Genomic DNA, 19,816 nt, shown 5'->3' with positions numbered 1-19,816 from the left:
AAATGGCGCAGTATGTATGCGCGCTGTGCGGCAATACCTACGACGAGGAAGCGGAAGGCGTATTGTTCGCAGACCTTCCGGACGATTGGGAGTGTCCGGTCTGTATGGGGCCGAAATCCATGTACAAGGGGGAGGAAACGCCGCAGGACAGACAGGCGGTAAAACAAGCGCCGGTTTCCCGGAAGGAAGCAAACCCGCTCGCCTGGCCGGAGGAGCTGGTGCACCACGACGGCGGGCTGCTTGACGAGATCCATACCCTTGCGGAAACGGGAAAGTCGGTAACGGAGCCGATGAATACGCAGATGACGGTACCGGGCTTTGAAGAGATCGTGGTATTGGGCGCACAGCTTTCGCGTCCGCCGCTTTTGGAGGACGAACCGGTCAGTTTAAAAACGGTCATCGGCAAGCACGCGAAAAAACCGATGGAGCTGGAAAGCCCCGTTTATGTTTCGCACATGAGCTTTGGCGCGCTTTCCAAGGAAACGAAGATCGCGCTTTCCAAAGGCAGCGCGATGGCAAAAACGGCGATCTGCAGCGGCGAAGGCGGGATATTGCCGGAGGAGCGGAAGGAAGCATACCGCTATATCTTTGAATATGTGCCCAATCTATACAGCGTCACGGACGAAAACCTGAAAAAAGCCGACGCGATCGAAATCAAGATCGGCCAGGGGACAAAGCCCGGCATGGGCGGACACCTGCCCGGGGAAAAGGTCGGGCCGGAGATCGCAAAGATACGCAATAAGCCGGTGGGCGAGGATATCCTGAGCCCTTCCCGTTTTACATGCATCAATACGCCGGACGACTTAAAGGAGCTGGTGCACGAGCTGCGCGAACGGAGCGAAGGACGGCCGGTCGGCGTTAAGATCGCCGCGGGGCACATCGAAAAAGACCTTGCTTTCCTGCTCCCGTCAAAGCCGGATTTTGTGACGGTGGATGGGCGCGGCGGCGCCACGGGAAGCTCGCCGAAGTTTTTGAAGGATGCGAGCAGCGTCCCGACGGTATACGCGCTTTACCGCGCCAAGAAATTCCTGCGCGAGAGCGGCGTCGATATCGACCTCGTGATTACGGGCGGGCTGCGGACAAGCAGGGATTTCGTGAAGGCGATCGCCATGGGGGCGGACGCCGTGGCAGTTGCGTCGGGCGCGCTCATTGCGCTGGGCTGCCAGAGGTACCGCGTATGCCACAAAGGAAATTGCCCGATGGGCATCGCCACGCACGACCCGGAGCTGCGCAAGCGGCTGGTGGTCGATAAGGGCGCGCAGCGCGTTGCAAACTATTTGAATACCTCGGCGGAAGAATTGCGCAGTTTTGCGCGGTGTATGGGCTATTGCGACATCCATGCACTGGGCACGGACGATATCGAAACGCTGAGCACGGAGATATCGGAGCATACGGATATCAGGCACGTATAGGTCCGTCACTAAGAAAAAGCCTGCGCCACTTATGTGGCGCAGGCTTTTTTGCGTCAGTCGGCATGATGGCTTTTGAGCAGCCTCTCCTGCGTTTCCAGCAATTCTTTAGCAATCGTGACGAGCAGCTCCTGCGTTTCCGGCAGGAGCTGTTCAAAGACGTCTATAAATTCACGGTCATAGCAAGTCGTAACAAACATTTCGCCCGGGCCGCCGCGCAGCCATTCTTCGTTTACGTGGAATTCGGAACAAATCAGTTTGATGTGTTTGTCGCTGAAGCTGCGCCGTCCGACCTCGATCATCGCAAGGGTGGACTGGCTCAAACCAAGCCGCGCCGCAAATTCAATTTGGTTCAGGCCAAGGGCCCGACGGATTTCCTTGATTCTTTTATACACACTGATAACCCTTTCCAGTCTGTGTAATTAAATACTATCACAAATTTTAATTGGAAACAAATCAAAAACACTTTGCCACGATTGTGACGGATAAATATGAAATTTCACGAATAACCACAAACGAATTAAAATGGTTTGACTTTTAATTAATTTGTGATAAAATGAGGGGGTAAAGTCCAGTTTGATAAAGGGGGAAGGGCATGGATGGCAGGGGAGATTTTTTAAAGGAAATGATGAAAATCTACCGCCGGCTCAATATCACAAACAAATTAAAATTGCTTTCGTATGCAAAGTTGGCACAGAACTGCGAAAAACAGGCCAAAAATAAGGAACGTTCCAATAAGAGTTCATTTTGTCATTAAAATCACGATACAAAAGTTTATGAGGAGGAGAGAAAATGAAAAAGAAATTGATTGCTTTGCTGGTTGCGGCGCTTCTGGTCGTTACGATGCTGCCTGCAGTGGCAATGGCACAGGAAGCCGGGATGGAGGGCGAGCCGGCCGCAATCTCTTTTGCGGCGGCGGCAGGAGACATGCTCGGCGTGGATGCTTCCGCATTGATGTCGGGGGTGGATTTTGCCGTTAACGGAGAAAACCCCGCACAGTTTGATGTAACGGGAACACTGCGCTACACCAGCAACTATACGGGCTTCAGTTCCAATCCGGCGGAACAAAACGGCTATTACCTTGCTTTTACCTTAAGCGGCGCAAAACAGGAAGACGACATCACGTTCTGGGGGACGGGCGACCCTGTTGCGCTCGACAAAAGCGACATGACGGGCATCGTATTCATGGGGAAGGACAAGGATGTCCATAAAACGGTTTCCGTGAAAGTAAACGATACGACGTATACGCTCGACACGTCGGCAGTGACTTTGGAGCCGCAGGAAACGGCGGATCCGTTGATCACGGGCCAGAAGGTATATTTTGTCGACGAAAGCAACTACGCACAGCTGGGTGAGGACGGCGGCGTGTTCGACCCCGACCACAACGACCTGCCGTGGCTGGAGACAACGTTCAACATCAACAAGGCTGCGGTCAAGAACCCGGCGGCGTTCAAGATCGAAGTCAAAATCGAAAATGAGAATATCTCGAGGGATACGCTGGACAAGGACAATGCGCTGCCGGAGGGCAATGCTTATGCAGACGGTTCGGCGACGTTTACACGCACGGTTGACCTGACGCAGCGTGCGGGCTGGGCGGAAGCGACAGGCGAGTTTACCTTCAAGCGCAATTTCGCGATCGGCGGGCAGGTGTTTGACGGCCACGACGATTTTTTAGGGATCGCGGATGGAAAGCAGGAGGGCGCATATAAAGTGACCGTCACTGCGACGGACGGCGCGGATGGCGAAACGCTGGCGCTCGAACCGGTGAGCGCAACCTATGAAGCGCCCAAGCCGGAAGAAATGTCCATTGCGGCAGCGACGGGGGACATGCTCGGGATCGATGCAGCTGAACTGATGGCGGATGTTGTTTTTACCAAGGATGAAACCAAGCCGGAACAGTTCAATGTGACGGGCAGGTTAAGCTATGTGAGCGATTACACGGGCTTTAGCTCCAACCAGGACGAACAGAACGGTTATTACCTCGCCTTTACCTTGAGCGGTGTAAAAGCAGAAGACGACATCACGTTCTGGGGGACGGGCGACCCTGTTGCGATCGACAAAAGCGACATGACGGCCATCGTATTCATGGGGAACGACAAGGATGTCCATAAAACGGTTTCCGTGAAAGTAAACGATACGACGTATACGCTCAATACGGACGATCTGCAGCTGGCGGCACCGCCAGTTAAAAATCCGCTGGTCGGCGGACAGAAACTGTACTTTGTGGATGAGAGCAATTATACGGAAGAATTCGACCCGGACAACCATGACCTGCCGTGGGTAGAGACCTCGTTTGTGATCTACAAGAGCGAGATCAAGGATCCGGAGAATTTCAAATATACGGTGAAGGTAGAAAACGATAAAATTGCAGCGGGCACCGTAGATAAAGGCGGACAGCTTCCTGCCGGCAACACCTATTCGGCAGGTACGGCTACGTTTGAGCGTACGTTCGACCTGACGCAGAGCAAAGCGTGGACGGATGCTTCGAGGGAAACGATCAACTTTACGTTCAATGCGGCAATGGGCGCACAGGTGTTTGACGGCCACGACGATTTCCTGGGGATCGCGAAAGCGGGCCAGCAGGGGGAATACAAGGTGACGGTCACGGCACAGGACGGCAGCGGCGAAAAACTGGCGCTGGATCCGATGAGCGCGACTTACGGCGGGAGCGAGCTAAAGCCAAAGCCTGCAGACCCGGGCAAGGAAGTGGAGATTTCAGAACCTGACGCAAGCACAGGCGAACAATACCTGACAGGCGGCGGCATCGGGGACGGCACAACAGCCGGTGCAATCAAAGCGGGGGATGTGGCAAAACTGTTCGACAACCCGGGCGGCGCGATCATCGTTGCGAACGCGGACGGCGAAGAACTGGGCGCGGCGGATACGGTCGGGACTGGCTGCGTGATCCAGCTTAAAAACGGCGACGGCGTGTTCCAGGAAGTCGTAGTCGTCGTTAAAGGCGATGTAACAGGCCGCGGCGTGGTGGATTCCACAGATATGATGGATATCATCGGGCACATCAAAGGGACAAGCACGCTCACAGGCGCATTTTTGAAAGCGGCAAACACAACGGGCAGCGCGGACGATACGATCACCTCGGCAGACCTGATGGACGTTGTGATGCTGGTAAAAGCAAACAACCATTGAAAAATGTTGGTAAATGAGATTATTTGGAGGACACAACATGAAAAAAACAAGGAAAGTATGGATGACGGTCGCGTTCGTTTTGGCAGCCGTCATGGTAATGGGCATCTGCCCGGTGGCATTTGCGGCTGACGCGCCGTCCTTTACGGCAAGCGTAGACGGCCCCAAATCGGTCAAGCAAGGAGAAACAGTGACCTATCAGGTCACGTTCACAGTGAATTCCGGGGAGGGGATGGGTGCGTTCGACGCAGCCGTCAACACAAGCGGGCTTTCGGTACAGGGCACCGCGAGAGTGACTTCCGGACAGAGCTTTTATGTCAACGTCTGCGATGCAAGCAACATCGTATTGGCAAACGATTCCAATGTGGTCGCTGCGGGGCAGAGCGTGACGGTCGTATATACGGCGAAGGTCACTGCAAAAGCAGGTGAAACAGTAAGCTTTGGCATCTCCAGCGTGCATGGCGGCGGTCGTGTAGGCGGGACTGCAACACCGGCTGCCTACACGGGCGGTTCCCCGTCCGTAACAGGTACGGTAACGGCAGAACCGGGCCCGTCGGACCAGCCGACAGGAGAACCGACCGCGCAGCCGACAGAAGAGCCGACCACGCAGCCGACGGAGGAGCCGACAAGCGACCCGGCGGTACAGCCGTCCGCTTCCGCATCGGCAAACGCGGACGACCTTGACGACGTGCCCAAGACAGGCGACACATCTATCCCTGTATGGCCGTTTGCCGCGATCGGTATCGCCGCGGCGGGGGTACTCGTTTTTGCGGCGGGCAAGAAGGTGTTTTCAAAGTAAGGCATTCAAAAAAACATAGAAGCGCAGGGCGGGGGTTCCCCGCCTTGCTTGCTTTTGCGGAGAAAGAAAATGGACAAAAAGGAAGAAAAGCAGTATAAACGGAAGATCGGCGAGGAACCCGCGCGGAGGCAAGAAAGCGGGTACGGCGGGATAGCGGCATTTCTCAAGCGCTGGAAATGGCTGGTCGCCGTATGCGCGGCCGCCGCCTGCCTGGCGGTCATCATCCCGCTGGCAACACAGCCAAAACCGCTCCCGCCGTCGCCCATCGCAGGGGAAGCGCCCGTCCCCACGCCTACCGCGAGCGTCCTGCCTGCCCAAACGCCTGCGCCCAGCGAAAAACAAATGCTAAGCGAAATGGCAGGGCTTTATGCGCAGAACCCGGATATCGCGGGGTGGCTGAAGATCGATGGAACGGCGATCGATTATCCGGTGATGTATACGCCGGAGGACGGGGAATATTACCTGTACCGGAATTTTGAAAGGGAAGAGGATCCAAGCAAGGAAGGATGCCTGTTTATCGACAAAAACTGTTCGCTGGAACCGCGGAGCACAAACCTGCTCCTGCACGGGCACAACATGAAGAACGGGTCGATGTTCCACGCGCTGCTCGGTTATAAGGACGAGGCGTTTTATCAGGAGCATAAGGCCATACGCTTCGATACGCTTTACGAGGAGGGGGAATATGAGGTCGTATGCGTATTCCTGTCTCAGGTGTATAAGAAAAGCGATACGGACGTGTTCAAGTTCTACCGGTTTTACGATGCGGCAACAAGGCAGCAGTTTGACGAATATGTGGAAAACATCAAAAAGCTGGAGCTTTATGATACGGGGATCGCGCCCGTATACGGCGACGAGCTGATTACGCTTTCCACCTGCGAATATTCCACGGAAAACGGAAGGATCGCCGTTGTGGCACGCAAAATCAAAGATACAAACAGATAAAAAAGCGATACTGAGGGCCGGGATACGGGAATATCCGTTTCCCGGCTTTTTTCGCGAAAATACGATTGTCAACGGACGCAGGCTATGCTATCTTAAAAGAAGGAACATCGGGGCGGCAGCCCAGTCATGACGGGAGAGGGTGGTTTTTATCAATATCAAAGGAATGTCCAATTACAGGAGAAGGCTCGTCGGGGGAATGATCATCTACGGGATATTGTCGCTGGGGCTGATCCCGGTCTTTACGCTCTACATGGGGACGCAGGATAATATCCTTACGGTATCCATGTCTGCCATGGGCAATACGAGTGTTTCCATGCACCTGTTATTTGTGGTCTGGACGCTCATTTTCTGCGGCTATTTTGCAAGCTTCATGGGGTATCTGTTGATGCTCACCAAGAACACGCATTCCAAGATCCGCGGATTTGTGACCTTTGCGACCGTGGTGCTGATCGTGGGAAACATCTTCCCCTTCCTGCCGGAAACGCTTCCGGGATTTGCGGAGCTGCACAACCTGTTCGCACAGATATCGTCCGTTTCGCTTGCCGTCACGCTGATGCTGTTCACGCTCACATTGCGCAACCATTATTCGATATTATTTAAAAAGGCGCTGATATTTGTGCTCATCATCTGGGCGATGCTCATTGCGCTGATGGCGGTCTTTGGTACGCGCAGCATCACGGAAATGTCCGGCATCATCATTGCATCCATCTTTTTGTTCTGTGTGCTTACGTGGCTGTATAAGGAGGACGCCTTCGACCCGGTGCAGTCTTTGAAGGAAAAGGATGTGTACGAAGCACAGGAGGCTGCGGACAAGCTTGAAAAGCGTATGGTACAGGCAAAGAAGGAATACCTGAAACTGGAAGCGGAGGCGCGGCGCGCGCGCATTACAGCGGAAGAAGCGGCGAAGGTCGCCAGGCACCACAAGGCGGAGGAAGCATGAAACTGGTCTCATGGAACGTAAACGGCCTGCGGGCAGCCGCGGGAAAAGGCTTTTTTGAATACCTGCATACAAGCGGCGCGGACGTATTTTGTGTACAGGAAACAAAAATGCACAGGGAGCAGGCGGAATTCGACCTGAAAGGATATGACGAATATTGGAACAGCGCGGATAAAAAGGGCTATTCCGGTACGGCTGTATTCAGTAAAATAAAGCCGCTTTCCGTAAGCTGCGATTTTGACGTGGAGGAACACAGCCACGAGGGGCGCGTGATCACGCTGGAGTTTGAAGATTTTTATTTGGTGGATGTTTATACGCCGAACTCGGGGGAGGGCTTAAAACGGCTGGAATACCGCCTCAAATGGGAGGACGATTTCCGCGCCTACCTCCTGTCCCTGAAAGAAAAAAAGGGCGTGGTGGTGTGCGGGGACTTAAACGTCGCCCATACGGAGATCGACCTGAAAAACCCGAAAACGAACGTGAAAAACGCGGGCTTCACGCCGCAGGAGCGCGGGAAGATGACGGAATTGCTCAACGCAGGCTTTGTCGATTCGTTCCGCTACCTGCATCCCGGCGAAACAGGCCGCTACAGCTGGTGGTCTTACCGCTTTTCCGCGCGGGCGAACAACGCAGGGTGGCGCATCGATTACTTCCTCGTGTCGGAAGATATGAAGGACAGGATCGCGGATGCGGATATCTGCGCGGACATACTGGGAAGCGACCATTGCCCGGTGGTGCTGGAACTGAAGTAAAACAGGAAAAGAAGCGTGAAAGCTTCTTTTTTTCTTCATAGACTCTTAAGAAAGTGTTTATCAGGCTGTAAAACACTTTTTTTCTTCCCGTACTATAATGAAGGCAACGAAGTGCGGGAGGATGATAGATATGAAAAAGGTACCTGGCAAAATCGTAGCGTGTGTCGCGGCGATCTCGATCATGATCGGGGTGCTGTGCAGTTGCGCGCCCTTTTACAGCAGGGCAGGGGAAATGATCAGGAGTATCACGCAGGTCGGTGAGCGGGCGCACACCAAGTCGGTGACAGTGGGGGAAGCCGTGGGCGACGCGGCGGAAGAGGCTGTGGACAGGGGGATGTCGGCGGCGGAATATGCGCTGGAAGAAATCGGCAATATCATGGAACCGGACGACGGCATGAAGCAATACGAATCGGTGGGCATCACCTATGACGAAGTGAACGGCGAGTACTGGTATAATGGGAAACCGCTTGCCGGGATGTACGACAGGGAGCACAATACCATAACGAATTCCGCGTACGCGGATATCGGCGCCTTTGTGATCGTCGCGCGTGACCGGACGGGGAACCTGATCGGCGCGTATGAAACGGACAAGGAGGATTTTAAAACGCTTGCGCACATCGACGTGATCGAAAACGCAGAACAAGGCGCGCGAGAAATGGGCTACGGCTATGTGCGCGAAGATAAGAGTGTCAAAGGGCTTGACCGGAAAGCGTTTACCAGGCTGGAAAATGAATTGCGCGTGAAGTACCGCAACCAGGATGTGTTTGTGGAATGTGCGGATTATGTGTTTTGTTTTAGCAAAGAGGATACGCTCTCTATCAGCTCGCGCTGTTATATGGACACCTCTCCCTATGCGGTGCGGGTATGTATCGACTATCAGCAAAATGAAGCGACCGACCTGGATTTGTTCGATGTTGATAAGACGGATCAGATCATCATGGATGGGTTGAGGGCGGATGGCAGCAGCGGACAAAGCATAGACGCGGTAAGGGACGCAATCCGCGACGCGGTCGCAAAGGCTTACGGGATCGACTGGAAATATGTGATCGTTGATGTGATGGCAGCATGAAGGATATCAAAAAAACGGCGGCAATCATGCCGCCGTTTTGTATGTAATATCCGTTCCGTCGGAGAAGATGGCGATATCGCCCTTTTCATCGGTGCGCAGCGTCGTGATGTTATCTTCGCCTAAGAGGTCGAGGGTCTCTTTGTGGGGATGGCCGTAGTCGTTATCCTCGCCGCAGGTGATGATGGCGAGATTAGGCGTGGTCGCGTCGAGCAGTTCCTCCGTCGTAGCGTTGTGCGAGCCGTGGTGCCCGATTTTCAAAACGTCGATATCCATATCCGGGGCAAACTCACCGAGCATGTCGGCGATGGCTTCTTCCTCCGCGTCGCCGGAAAGCAGGAAGGAGGTTTCCCCATATTCCACAAGTAAGACAATACTGGAATTGTTGGTATCGTCATATTTTTTATCCTGCGGGTTCAAGACCTTAAGCGAAAGGCCGCCAATGGAAAAGGTATCGCCCGCTGTCACATAGGTAACGGGGATCTGTTTTTGCTCCGCGGCATCAACCATATTATCATAGGTCTTGGTTTTTGCGGTCTTGGAAGTACGGTAAAAAGTAGCGACCGGGATATTCAGGAGCACGTCGTCCATAGAGCCGATGTGATCCGCGTCCGGGTGCGTCGCCACCGCCGCGTCGAGCTTTTCGATGCCGAGCGCTTTTAGCGTATCGAGAATGCGCTGCCTATCGTCGTTGTCGGCGGCATCCACCAAAATGGCGTGGCCGTCCGGCGTACGCAGCACCATGCTGTCGGAATTGCCCGTATCGATCACGTAAAGGAGCAAGTCGGTCTGCTCCTTTTCGAGCGTGACGAGCGCGGCAACGTTTTGTTCCGCCGTGCCATAGTTGACCGTATTGTTCCAGACGTCGCCTAAATTGCTTAAAAAAGTGCCGTGCGATCCGAATACCAGGAACAAAACAAGGATCAGCAGGCATATGAGCGCAATGACCAGATTGGCTGCCGTTGATTTTCTTTTTCTTCTCGCCATAGGGACTCCTTATATCATTCTAGGAAAGATTATACTATAATAAAAAGAAGAAGACCATATGGGAGAAGTGGATTTATGGCACAGGAAAAAAAGCGCGTGATCGTCGGGATGTCCGGCGGGGTGGATTCAGCCGTATCGGCATTGCTTTTAAAAGAGCAGGGCTACGATGTGGTCGGCGTATTCATGAAAAACTGGGACGACAGCGAGCAGGACACGGCGTGCCCGGCGGAAGAAGATTACGACGATGTGCGCAGCGTATGCGAGAAGATCGGGATACCGTATTATACGGTGAATTTTGAAAATGAATACTGGGAGCGCGTATTCCAATATTTTCTGGAAGAATACAGGCGTGGGCGTACGCCCAACCCGGATGTGCTGTGCAACAAGGAGATCAAGTTCGCGGCATTTATGGATTTCGCGAAAAAAGCGGGGGCGGATTACCTTGCGACAGGGCATTATGCACGGCTTGCGCGGGAAGGCGGGGTGACCTACCTGAAAAAGGGCCTGGATGCGGGCAAAGACCAGAGCTATTTTTTGTGTATGTTAAGCCAGGGCCAGTTAGAGCGGGCGCTGTTTCCCATCGGGGATATGCAGAAAGCGGACGTGCGGAAAATAGCGGAAGAGGCAGGGCTTACGGTTGCGAAAAAGAAAGACTCCACGGGGATATGTTTTATCGGCGAGCGCAAATTCAAGGAATTTTTGCAAACGTACCTCCCGGCGAACCCGGGCGATATGAAAACGCTTGACGGCAAGGTGGTGGGCAGGCACGACGGGCTCATGTACTATACGCTTGGGCAGCGCCGGGGGCTTGACATCGGCGGGAGCAAGGACGGTACGGGCGAGCGTTGGTTCGTAGTCGATAAGGACATGGAAAACAATGTGCTCGTTGTCTGCCAGGGGGCGGAGTCGGAGCTGCTTTATTCACGCGCCCTTGTGATGAGCGGCATGAGCTTTATCTCAGGGGGGGAAGATAAAAAAGGCTTTGAATGCGCTGCAAAGGTGCGCTACCGCCAAAGCGACCAGCAGGCGCACGCCGAAAAGCTCGGCGACGGCGTATACCGCGTAACCTTTGAGGAAAAACAGAGGGCGGTGACGCCCGGACAATACTGCGTGCTTTACGACGGAGACGTCTGCCTGGGCGGCGGCGTGATTGACGAGATCATATTTTAATGAATGAAAGCGAATATGACAGTGCGTGTCAGGTTATCTTTATACAATAGAAAGAAAAACCGGCAGGAGGAATACGGATATGATCGAATTACCCGAAAGCGCCACACTGGCAAAACAAATGACAAAGGAACTCAAGGGGAAGCGTATCGAAAAGGTGGCCGCGCTAAAAAGCCCGCACCGCTTTGCGTTTTTCTGCGGCGACCCGCTCGCGTATGACGCGATGCTGCACGGCAAAGCCGTTGGGGAAACGAAAGCCTACGGCGGGCATGTGGAGATCGGGCTGGAAGATTACCGCCTGGATTTCAACGATGGGATCACGTTTAAGCTTTTGGCGCCCGGCGAGCCGGAGCCCAAAAAGCACCAGTTGTATATCCGCTTTGAGGATGGAAGCGCGCTTTGCATGAGCGTGCAAATGTACGGCGCGATGTCTGCGTTTCCCGCCGGCACGAGCGACAACCCGTATTATCTGGCGGCGCGGGAGAAGGTTTCGCCGCTTGCGGACGAATTCGATGTGGATTACTTCCGTTCGCTCCTTGACAGTGTGGATAGGAAAAAGACCTCTTTAAAGGCGTTTTTGGCGACGGAGCAGCGTATCCCCGGGCTGGGGAACGGCGTGCTGCAGGATATCCTGTGGACGGCGAGGCTCCATCCAAAGCGCAAGCTTGCAGACCTTGGCGGACAGGAAACGGCGGAGCTGTATATGGCGGTCAAAAATGTCCTTGCGGACATGGCGGGGAAAGGCGGCCGCGATACGGAAAAGGACCTATACGGAAATGCGGGCGGGTACAAGACCGTGATGAGCAAGAACAATACGCAAATGGTATGCCCGGGTTGCGGCGGCGTCGTCAAAAAAGAAGCTTATCTCGGTGGGAGCGTCTATTATTGCCCGGCATGCCAGAAGCTGTGAGGCAATATGCAAAACAACCGTTTGTTTGGGATCCTGTATATTTTATTGAACAAGCAAAAGACGACGGCAGGGGAGCTCGCTGAAAAATTTGAGGTCTCCGTGCGTACGATCTATCGCGATATCGACGCTTTGAGCCTGGCGGGTATCCCCGTTTATATGGCCAAGGGCAAGGGCGGCGGCATATCGCTGATGGATGGCTTTGTGCTGCAAAAATCCCTGCTGACACAGGAAGAACGCGACCAGATATTGATCGGGTTGCAAAGCCTGCGGGCGGCGCAGTACCCGGAAACGGAAGAGATCCTTTCCAAAATGAACGGATTGTTCCGCCAAAAAGCGTTTGACTGGATCGAGGTGGACTTTTCCGGCTGGGGACGCGAAGGGAAGGATCAGTTCCTCCTGCTGAAAACGGCGATCCTGAACAAGCGGGCGGTCGCGTTCTCTTACTTTGGGGCAAACGGTAAAAAGACACAGCGTAAAGTAGAACCGCTGCGCATGCTTTACAAAGGAAAGGCGTGGTATCTACAGGGGTTTTGCCGGGATAGGGAGGATTACCGTATCTTCAAGCTGTCGCGCATGAAGGAAGTACGCGTGACGTGCGAGGGCTTTGCGCGCGACGCGTCCATGCTGCCGGAGCTCCAAAAGCCGTATGACGAAACGCAGTATACCACTGTGACGATGCACATCGACAAGGCGCTTACCTACCGCGTTTACGACGAGTTCGACGAAGAAAATATCAGCAGGACAAAGACCGGGTTTGAAGTCACGCTCACCGTACCGGAGGACGAATGGATGTACGGCTATATCCTTTCGTTCGGCGAGTATGCACAGGTGTTAGGGCCGGAACACGTGAAGCGAAAGATAGGCAAGCGTATCAAAAAGATGGCCGGGAATTATTATAATATGACATGAGAAGTCATATTATAGATGGTATGCTGTCCCTACATTATATAACAAAGGAGTAAACGTTATGGAATATGAGGTTGTCGATGTAGGGGAGAAGATGGTGGACGGGATATTGATCCGCACAGAAAATGCAGGCGGAAAAGCGATGAGGGATATGTCCGCACTGTGGGAAGATTTTTTCGCGTCGGGCAAGGCGGGACTGATCCGCGCGCGTGCCAATGCGAACTTTATCGGACTGTATACGGATTATGAAGGGGACTTTACAAAGCCGTATGCTTACATCGCAGGATGTGAAACGGATGGCGGCGAGCCGGCAGCGTTCACTGTAAAGAAGATTCATGCGGGCAGGTACGCCAGGTTTGTGGCAAAGGGAAACCTGCAAGAAGAAATCGGCGAGATCTGGAACGCGGTGTGGAGCCTGCCGCTGAAGCGGAGCTACAAAAGCGACTTTGAGGAGTATATCGGCAGCGACGGGGTCACGGGCGAGATACATATCTATATTGGGATCGAGGACGGTGCGTTTTGTGGCCAACGAGATGATGAGTGAAAAAAAGTTCGTCAAATTCCTGGAAGAAAAAGGACTGTAGCATGGAGCTTGTACCCGCGAAAACGATTTTGTCCAAACCCAAGGACGATTCGTGGTTTGGCAACGATTATAATATGAACCTGTACCGCGGGTGCTGCCACGGCTGTATTTATTGCGACAGCAGGAGCGAATGTTACCATGTGGACGATTTTGACCGAGTGCGCCTCAAGCGCGGCGCACTCGCGATTTTGGAACGGGAGCTTGCGTCCAAACGCAAAAAAGGCGTGGTGGGCGTGGGTGCGATGTCCGATACGTACAACCCCTTTGAAAGAGAGGTACAGGCGACGCGTGGGGCGCTTGCGTTGCTTGGGCGGTTCGGGTTCGGCGTGGCGCTGGATACCAAAAGCCCATTGGTGCTGCGGGATATTGACCTGATCCAACGGATAGCGCACAAGGCTTCGGTCAATATCAAGATCACGATTACAACGGCGGACGATGCGCTTTCAAAAATCATCGAGCCGCATGTGTGCCCGCCTTCGGAGCGCTTCCGCGCGATCCGGGAGCTTTCAGCGGCGGGGATATTCACAGGCGTACTTATGGCCCCCATGCTTCCTTATATCACGGACACGGAGGAGAACGTCAAAAAGATGGTGCGGCTGGCGCATGAGAATGGGGCGCGGTTCATTTTTCCGATGTTCGGCGTGACGCTGCGGCAAAACCAGCGGGACTATTATTACCGGAAGCTCGACGAGCACTTTCCGGGGCTTGCGCTCAAATACCGCAATGTATACCGAAGCAATTATTACTGCGCGTCGCCCCGGTCAAGGCAATTGAGGGCGCTGTTCCAAAAGGAGTGCGGGAAATACCATTTGCTTTACAGGATGCAGGATATCGTGGCGGCTTACAAGAAAAAGGAACCGTCCATGGAGCAAATGACGTTCTTTTGACGGGGACGGGGAAACGGCCCCAAATGTAGTGGCCGAAAAAAGCAAAAGCACCATATGGGGCGCATTGTAAAAAGCGCCTTTTTTGTGGATAAAATGTGTATAAAAAATACACAAAAAATTAAAAGAAATGTGTTGACAGGGGAAGGGTAGTTTGGTATTATAAATAAGCCGCAAAAAAAGCGGCGAACCTTGAAAAAAGCATACAGTACCAAGAACGAAAAGGAAATGCTTGAAAAGCGGAGCCTAGATCAATCTGGTTAAAAAATGCAGGAATGCATTTAAAATTTTAATTAAGAGTTTGATCCTGGCTCAGGACGAACGCTGGCGGCGTGCTTAACACATGCAAGTCGAACGAGGTTGCTCTTTGTGAATCCTTCGGGAGGAACTGTGAGTATACCGAGTGGCGGACGGGTGAGTAACGCGTGAGCAACCTGCCCTGCAACGGGGGACAACAGTTGGAAACGACTGCTAATACCGCATGAGACCACGGTTTCGCATGGAACTGGGGTAAAAGGATTTATTCGATGCAGGATGGGCTCGCGTCCCATTAGATAGTTGGTGAGGTAACGGCCCACCAAGTCAACGATGGGTAGCCGACCTGAGAGGGTGATCGGCCACACTGGAACTGAGACACGGTCCAGACTCCTACGGGAGGCAGCAGTGGGGAATATTGGGCAATGGGCGAAAGCCTGACCCAGCAACGCCGCGTGAGGGAAGAAGGTCTTCGGATTGTAAACCTTTGTCCTATGGGACGAAACAAATGACGGTACCATAGGAGGAAGCTCCGGCTAACTACGTGCCAGCAGCCGCGGTAATACGTAGGGAGCAAGCGTTGTCCGGAATTACTGGGCGTAAAGGGTGCGTAGGTGGCCATGTAAGTCAGGTGTGAAAGACCGGGGCTCAACCCCGGGGCGGCACTTGAAACTGTGTGGCTTGAGTACAGGAGAGGGAAGTGGAATTCCTAGTGTAGCGGTGAAATGCGTAGATATTAGGAGGAACACCAGTGGCGAAGGCGACTTTCTGGACTGTAACTGACACTGAGGCACGAAAGCGTGGGGAGCAAACAGGATTAGATACCCTGGTAGTCCACGCCGTAAACGATGGATACTAGGTGTGGGGGGCGATAGTCCTCCGTGCCGAAGCTAACGCATTAAGTATCCCGCCTGGGGAGTACGATCGCAAGGTTGAAACTCAAAGGAATTGACGGGGGCCCGCACAAGCAGCGGAGCATGTGGTTTAATTCGAAGCAACGCGAAGAACCTTACCAAGGCTTGACATCCTCTGACGCATGTAGAGATACATGTTCCCTTCGGGGCAGAGAGACAGGTGGTGCATGGTTGTCGTCAGCTCGTGTCGTGAGATGTTGGGTTAAGTCCCGCAACGAGCGCAACCCTTATTGCTAGTTGCCAGCGAGTAAAGTCGGGAACTCTAGTGAGACCGCCGGGGACAACTCGGAGGAAGGTGGGGACGACGTCAAATCATCATGCCCCTTATGTCTTGGGCTACACACGTGCTACAATGGCCGGTACAAAGGGCAGCGACCCCGTAAGGGTGAGCGAATCTCAAAAAGCCGGTCCCAGTTCGGATTGTGGGCTGCAACCCGCCCACATGAAGTCGGAGTTGCTAGTAATCGCGAATCAGCATGTCGCGGTGAATGCGTTCCCGGGCCTTGTACACACCGCCCGTCACACCACGGAAGTTGGGAGCACCCGAAGCCAGTGGCTTAACCGTAAGGAGAGAGCTGTCGAAGGTGAGATCAATGACTGGGGTGAAGTCGTAACAAGGTAGCCGTATCGGAAGGTGCGGCTGGATCACCTCCTTTCTAGGGTGTAAGAAACAAAGAGGCAAAGCGAAGTAGGACATTTTCTTTTCGGGTACTGATGTTTTTAAAGGGAAAGAACAGCAAACTGCATAGAAGCCGTTTGAAGAGCATATACGGGAGTATATGCGATTTAAAATGGGGGTGTAGCTCAGCTGGGAGAGCACCTGCCTTGCAAGCAGGGGGTCAGCGGTTCGATTCCGCTCATCTCCACCAAGAGTGGGAAGAAAGCGGAGGACACCGAAGGCAGCTAACTGTAGGTATGGGCTCATAGCTCAGCAGGTTAGAGCACACGCCTGATAAGCGTGAGGTCGGTGGTTCGAGTCCACTTGAGCCCACCACAGGACAACGCAGAGCGTTGTTCCAAAATGAGAGAAGCACATTGAAAACTGGATAGTAGAAGAAGACAAAGAGAAGCGATAAAAAATCACGAAAACTAATTCAAATTAGGGTAAGAGAAATAATTTCGTTTTGAGAATGTCTTAGGAGAAAGAAAGTAGACGAAAGATCAAGCTAACAAGAGCACAGGGTGAATGCCTTGGCATCAAGAACCGAAGAAGGACGTGTCAAGCTGCGAAAAGCTGCGGGGAGTTGCAAGCAAACATTGATCCGCAGATATCCGAATGAGGGAACTCAGCGCAAGTAACGTTGCGTTACCATATACTGAATCCATAGGTATATGGGGGGAACCCGGTGAACTGAAACATCTAAGTAGCCGGAGGAAAGGAAAACAAAAGTGATTCTCAAAGTAGCGGCGAGCGAAATGGGAAGAGGCCAAACCGGAAGTCTTCGGACATCCGGGGTTGAGGACTGTCACACGCGATCTGACGAATATAGGTAAAGAGCATTGGAAAGTGCCGCCAAAGAGGGTAACAGCCCCGTCACCGAAATACGAGTCAGCGCAGACAGCACCAGAGTACCACGGGACACGAGAAACCCCGTGGGAAGCCGGGAGGACCACCTTCCAAGCCTAAATATTCCTTGATGACCGATAGCGAAATAGTACCGTGAGGGAAAGGTGAAAAGCACCCCGGGAGGGGAGTGAAAGAGAACCTGAAACCTTGTGCTTACAAGCAGTGGGAGCACTATTAGAAAGTGTGACCACGTACTTTTTGTAGAACGGGCCAGCGAGTTACGGTATGTAGCAAGGTTAAGCAACTGGAGTTGCGGAGCCGAAGGGAGACCGAGTCTTAATAGGGCGTTAAGTTGCATGCTGTAGACCCGAAACCGGGCGACCTACCCATGAGCAGGTTGAAGCGGTGGTAAAACACCGTGGAGGACCGAACCACACGTATGTTGAAAAATGCGGGGATGACTTGTGGGTAGCGGAGAAATTCCAATCGAGCTCGGAGATAGCTGGTTCTCCTCGAAATAGCTTTAGGGCTAGCCTCGAGCGAAGATATATGGGGGTAGAGCACTGAATGGACTAGGGGGCTTCACGGCTTACCGAATCTTATCAAACTCCGAATACCATATATTACATACTCGGGAGTCAGACAGTGTGAGATAAGTTTCATTGTCAAAAGGGAAAGAGCCCAGATCATCAACTAAGGTCCCAAAGTGTAAGTTAAGTGGAAAAGGATGTGGAATTGCAGAGACAACTAGGATGTTGGCTCAGAAGCAGCCACTCATTTAAAGAGTGCGTAACAGCTCACTAGTCGAGTGATTGTGCGCCGAAAATGTCCGGGGCTAAAACTTACCACCGAAGTTATGGGTGCACAGTAATGTGCGCGGTAGAGGAGCATCGATTAAGGGCAGAAGCTGTACCGAGAGGAGCAGTGGACTTTAATCGAGAGAGAATGCTGGCATGAGTAGCGAGAGTGAGGTGAGAATCCTCACCGTCGAAAGCCTAAGGTTTCCTGGGGAAGGCTCGTCCGCCCAGGGTAAGTCGGGACCTAAGCCGAGGACAGTATCGTCGTAGGCGATGGACAACAGGTTGATATTCCTGTACTGCCGACAAAGCGTTTGACCGACGCAGTGACACAGGAGGATAGCAGAAGCGAGCTGATGGTAGAGCTCGTCCAAGCACTGGGGCTGGAAATTAGTGAAGTACGGTTTCCGTAAAGGCTGAGGTGTGATGGGGACAGAAAACAAGTATGGAAGTCTGTGAATCCACACTGGCGAGAAAAGCTGCTAGGGAGTTTTGTAGGTACCCGTACCGCAAACCGACACAGGTAGGCGAGGAGAGAATCCTAAGACGATCGGGAGAAGCATTGTTAAGGAACTCGGCAAAATGACTCCGTAACTTAGGGATAAGGAGTGCCTAGTAAAATAGGTCGCAGTGAATAGGCCCAAGCGACTGTTTAGCAAAAACACAGGTCTGTGCGAAATCGAGAGATGAAGTATACGGGCTGACGCCTGCCCAGTGCTGGAAGGTTAAGGGGAATTGTTAGCGCAAGCGAAGCAAGGAACTTAAGCCCCAGTGAACGGCGGCCGTAACTATAACGGTCCTAAGGTAGCGAAATTCCTTGTCGGGTAAGTTCCGACCCGCACGAATGGCGTAACGACTTGGGCACTGTCTCAACAATGTACCCGGCGAAATTGTAGTATGAGTGAAGATGCTCATTACCCGCGATAGGACGGAAAGACCCCGTAGAGCTTTACTGCAACTTGGCATTGGATTTTGGTATTGGATGTACAGGATAGGTGGGAGACAAAGAAGCGCAGACGCCAGTTTGCGCGGAGTCACTGTTGGGATACCACCCTTCCAATACTAGGGTTCTAACAAAAGGCCGTGAACCGGCTTTTGGACAGTACCAGGTGGGCAGTTTGACTGGGGCGGTCGCCTCCGAAAGAGTAACGGAGGCGCCCAAAGGTTTCCTCAGAATGGTCGGAAATCATTCATTAGAGTGCAAATGCATAAGGGAGCTTGACTGCGAGAGGGACACCTCGAGCAGGGACGAAAGTCGGGATTAGTGATCCGGCGGTATGAGAGTGGAATTGCCGTCGCTCAACGGATAAAAGCTACCTCGGGGATAACAGGCTTATCTCCCCCAAGAGTCCACATCGACGGGGAGGTTTGGCACCTCGATGTCGGCTCGTCGCATCCTGGGGCTGAAGCAGGTCCCAAGGGTTTGGCTGTTCGCCAATTAAAGCGGCACGCGAGCTGGGTTCAGAACGTCGTGAGACAGTTCGGTCCCTATCCATCGTGGGCGCAGGAAGTTTGAGTGGAGCTGTCCTTAGTACGAGAGGACCGGGATGGACGTACCAATGGTGTACCAGTTGTTCTGCCAAGAGCATGGCTGGGTAGCTACGTACGGACGGGATAAACGCTGAAGGCATCTAAGCGTGAAGCCCCCCACAAGATAAGACTTCCCATTCTTTATGAAGTAAGGCCCCTTGTAGACTACAAGGTTGATAGGCCGGAGGTGTAAGTGCAGTAATGTATTAAGCTGACCGGTACTAATAGGCCGAGGGCTTGATCAACATTATGTTGATTACAACAGTCTAAATTTCTTAAGACATTCCTTTGTCTTTCTACTATACAGTTTTGAGTGTGCTTTTGTGC

15 protein-coding genes, 2 tRNA genes and 2 rRNA genes are annotated in these 19,816 nt (G+C 53.0%); 17 read left to right on the top strand and 2 right to left on the bottom strand.

Going from position 1 to position 19,816, the window contains the following annotated elements:
* Window positions 1-2: 2 nt before the first annotated feature.
* The gene (locus BN6471_RS00090; protein WP_066644322.1) at window positions 3-1,412 is read left to right on the top strand and encodes a glutamate synthase-related protein; all 1,410 of its coding nucleotides are present in this window, start codon (window positions 3-5) and stop codon (window positions 1,410-1,412) included.
* A gap of 53 nt (window positions 1,413-1,465) precedes the next feature.
* Here the strand turns inward: BN6471_RS00090 and BN6471_RS00085 are convergent, their stop codons facing one another.
* Window positions 1,466-1,804 carry a helix-turn-helix domain-containing protein gene (locus tag BN6471_RS00085; protein WP_066644313.1) on the bottom strand — a complete coding sequence of 113 codons (339 nt, stop codon included), beginning with the start codon at window positions 1,802-1,804 and terminating at the stop codon, window positions 1,466-1,468.
* Between the two features lie 200 nt (window positions 1,805-2,004).
* Here BN6471_RS00085 and BN6471_RS12780 point away from each other — a divergent pair, with 200 nt between their 5' ends.
* From BN6471_RS12780 to BN6471_RS00055, 7 genes are all read left to right on the top strand, one after another.
* Entirely contained in the window at window positions 2,005-2,166 is a 162-nt protein-coding gene (locus BN6471_RS12780) for a hypothetical protein (RefSeq protein ID WP_156511787.1), read from the top strand.
* A gap of 35 nt (window positions 2,167-2,201) precedes the next feature.
* Entirely contained in the window at window positions 2,202-4,556 is a 2,355-nt protein-coding gene (locus BN6471_RS00080) for a hypothetical protein (protein WP_066644308.1), read from the top strand.
* Window positions 4,557-4,593: 37 nt separating this feature from the next.
* A complete protein-coding gene (locus BN6471_RS00075) occupies window positions 4,594-5,352 on the top strand; it encodes a PT domain-containing protein (protein ID WP_066644305.1) in 759 nt (252 codons plus the stop codon).
* Between the two features lie 69 nt (window positions 5,353-5,421).
* On the top strand, window positions 5,422-6,294 hold the full coding sequence (locus BN6471_RS00070; protein WP_066644303.1) for a sortase domain-containing protein: 873 nt from the start codon (window positions 5,422-5,424) through the stop codon (window positions 6,292-6,294).
* A gap of 139 nt (window positions 6,295-6,433) precedes the next feature.
* Window positions 6,434-7,234, top strand: coding sequence for an ATP synthase subunit B family protein (locus BN6471_RS00065; protein WP_147553953.1), 801 nt, complete (start codon window positions 6,434-6,436; stop codon window positions 7,232-7,234).
* A complete protein-coding gene (locus BN6471_RS00060) occupies window positions 7,231-7,983 on the top strand; it encodes an exodeoxyribonuclease III (protein WP_066644298.1) in 753 nt (250 codons plus the stop codon). The genes BN6471_RS00065 and BN6471_RS00060 overlap by 4 nt, the downstream gene beginning before the upstream one ends.
* A gap of 130 nt (window positions 7,984-8,113) precedes the next feature.
* The gene (locus BN6471_RS00055) at window positions 8,114-9,052 is read left to right on the top strand and encodes a hypothetical protein (RefSeq protein ID WP_066644296.1); all 939 of its coding nucleotides are present in this window, start codon (window positions 8,114-8,116) and stop codon (window positions 9,050-9,052) included.
* Window positions 9,053-9,076: 24 nt separating this feature from the next.
* Here BN6471_RS00055 and BN6471_RS00050 read toward each other — a convergent pair whose 3' ends face one another.
* Window positions 9,077-10,036 (bottom strand): ComEC/Rec2 family competence protein, encoded by a 960-nt coding sequence (locus BN6471_RS00050; RefSeq protein WP_066644293.1) that lies wholly within the window; start codon window positions 10,034-10,036, stop codon window positions 9,077-9,079.
* 75 nt (window positions 10,037-10,111) lie between these two features.
* On the opposite strand from BN6471_RS00050, the gene mnmA reads away from it, so the two are divergent.
* The 9 genes from mnmA to BN6471_RS00005 all read left to right on the top strand — a co-directional run bounded on the left by mnmA (window position 10,112) and on the right by BN6471_RS00005 (window position 19,734).
* On the top strand, window positions 10,112-11,206 hold the full coding sequence (gene mnmA / locus BN6471_RS00045) for a tRNA 2-thiouridine(34) synthase MnmA (RefSeq protein ID WP_066644291.1): 1,095 nt from the start codon (window positions 10,112-10,114) through the stop codon (window positions 11,204-11,206).
* A 79-nt stretch (window positions 11,207-11,285) separates the two neighbouring features.
* Complete coding sequence (locus BN6471_RS00040) at window positions 11,286-12,113, top strand: DNA-formamidopyrimidine glycosylase family protein (protein WP_066644290.1); 828 nt, start codon at window positions 11,286-11,288, stop codon at window positions 12,111-12,113.
* Between the two features lie 6 nt (window positions 12,114-12,119).
* Entirely contained in the window at window positions 12,120-13,022 is a 903-nt protein-coding gene (locus tag BN6471_RS00035; RefSeq protein ID WP_066644288.1) for a helix-turn-helix transcriptional regulator, read from the top strand.
* A gap of 58 nt (window positions 13,023-13,080) precedes the next feature.
* On the top strand, window positions 13,081-13,563 hold the full coding sequence (locus BN6471_RS00030; RefSeq protein ID WP_066644286.1) for a GyrI-like domain-containing protein: 483 nt from the start codon (window positions 13,081-13,083) through the stop codon (window positions 13,561-13,563).
* Between the two features lie 41 nt (window positions 13,564-13,604).
* Window positions 13,605-14,489 carry an SPL family radical SAM protein gene (locus BN6471_RS00025; protein WP_066644849.1) on the top strand — a complete coding sequence of 295 codons (885 nt, stop codon included), beginning with the start codon at window positions 13,605-13,607 and terminating at the stop codon, window positions 14,487-14,489.
* Window positions 14,490-14,775: 286 nt separating this feature from the next.
* Window positions 14,776-16,311, top strand: a 16S ribosomal RNA gene (locus BN6471_RS00020).
* A 137-nt stretch (window positions 16,312-16,448) separates the two neighbouring features.
* Window positions 16,449-16,524, top strand: a tRNA-Ala gene (locus BN6471_RS00015).
* A gap of 48 nt (window positions 16,525-16,572) precedes the next feature.
* Window positions 16,573-16,649 (top strand) — tRNA-Ile (locus BN6471_RS00010).
* Window positions 16,650-16,814: 165 nt separating this feature from the next.
* Window positions 16,815-19,734, top strand: a 23S ribosomal RNA gene (locus BN6471_RS00005).
* Together the 16S and 23S rRNA genes with 2 tRNA genes alongside form the textbook arrangement of a ribosomal RNA operon.
* Window positions 19,735-19,816: the final 82 nt, after the last annotated feature.

Origin of the sequence: Christensenella timonensis (assembly GCF_900087015.1) — a bacterium.
Lineage (GTDB): Bacteria > Bacillota > Clostridia > Christensenellales > Christensenellaceae > Christensenella > Christensenella timonensis.
This window is presented reverse-complemented; position numbering and strand designations above follow the sequence as displayed.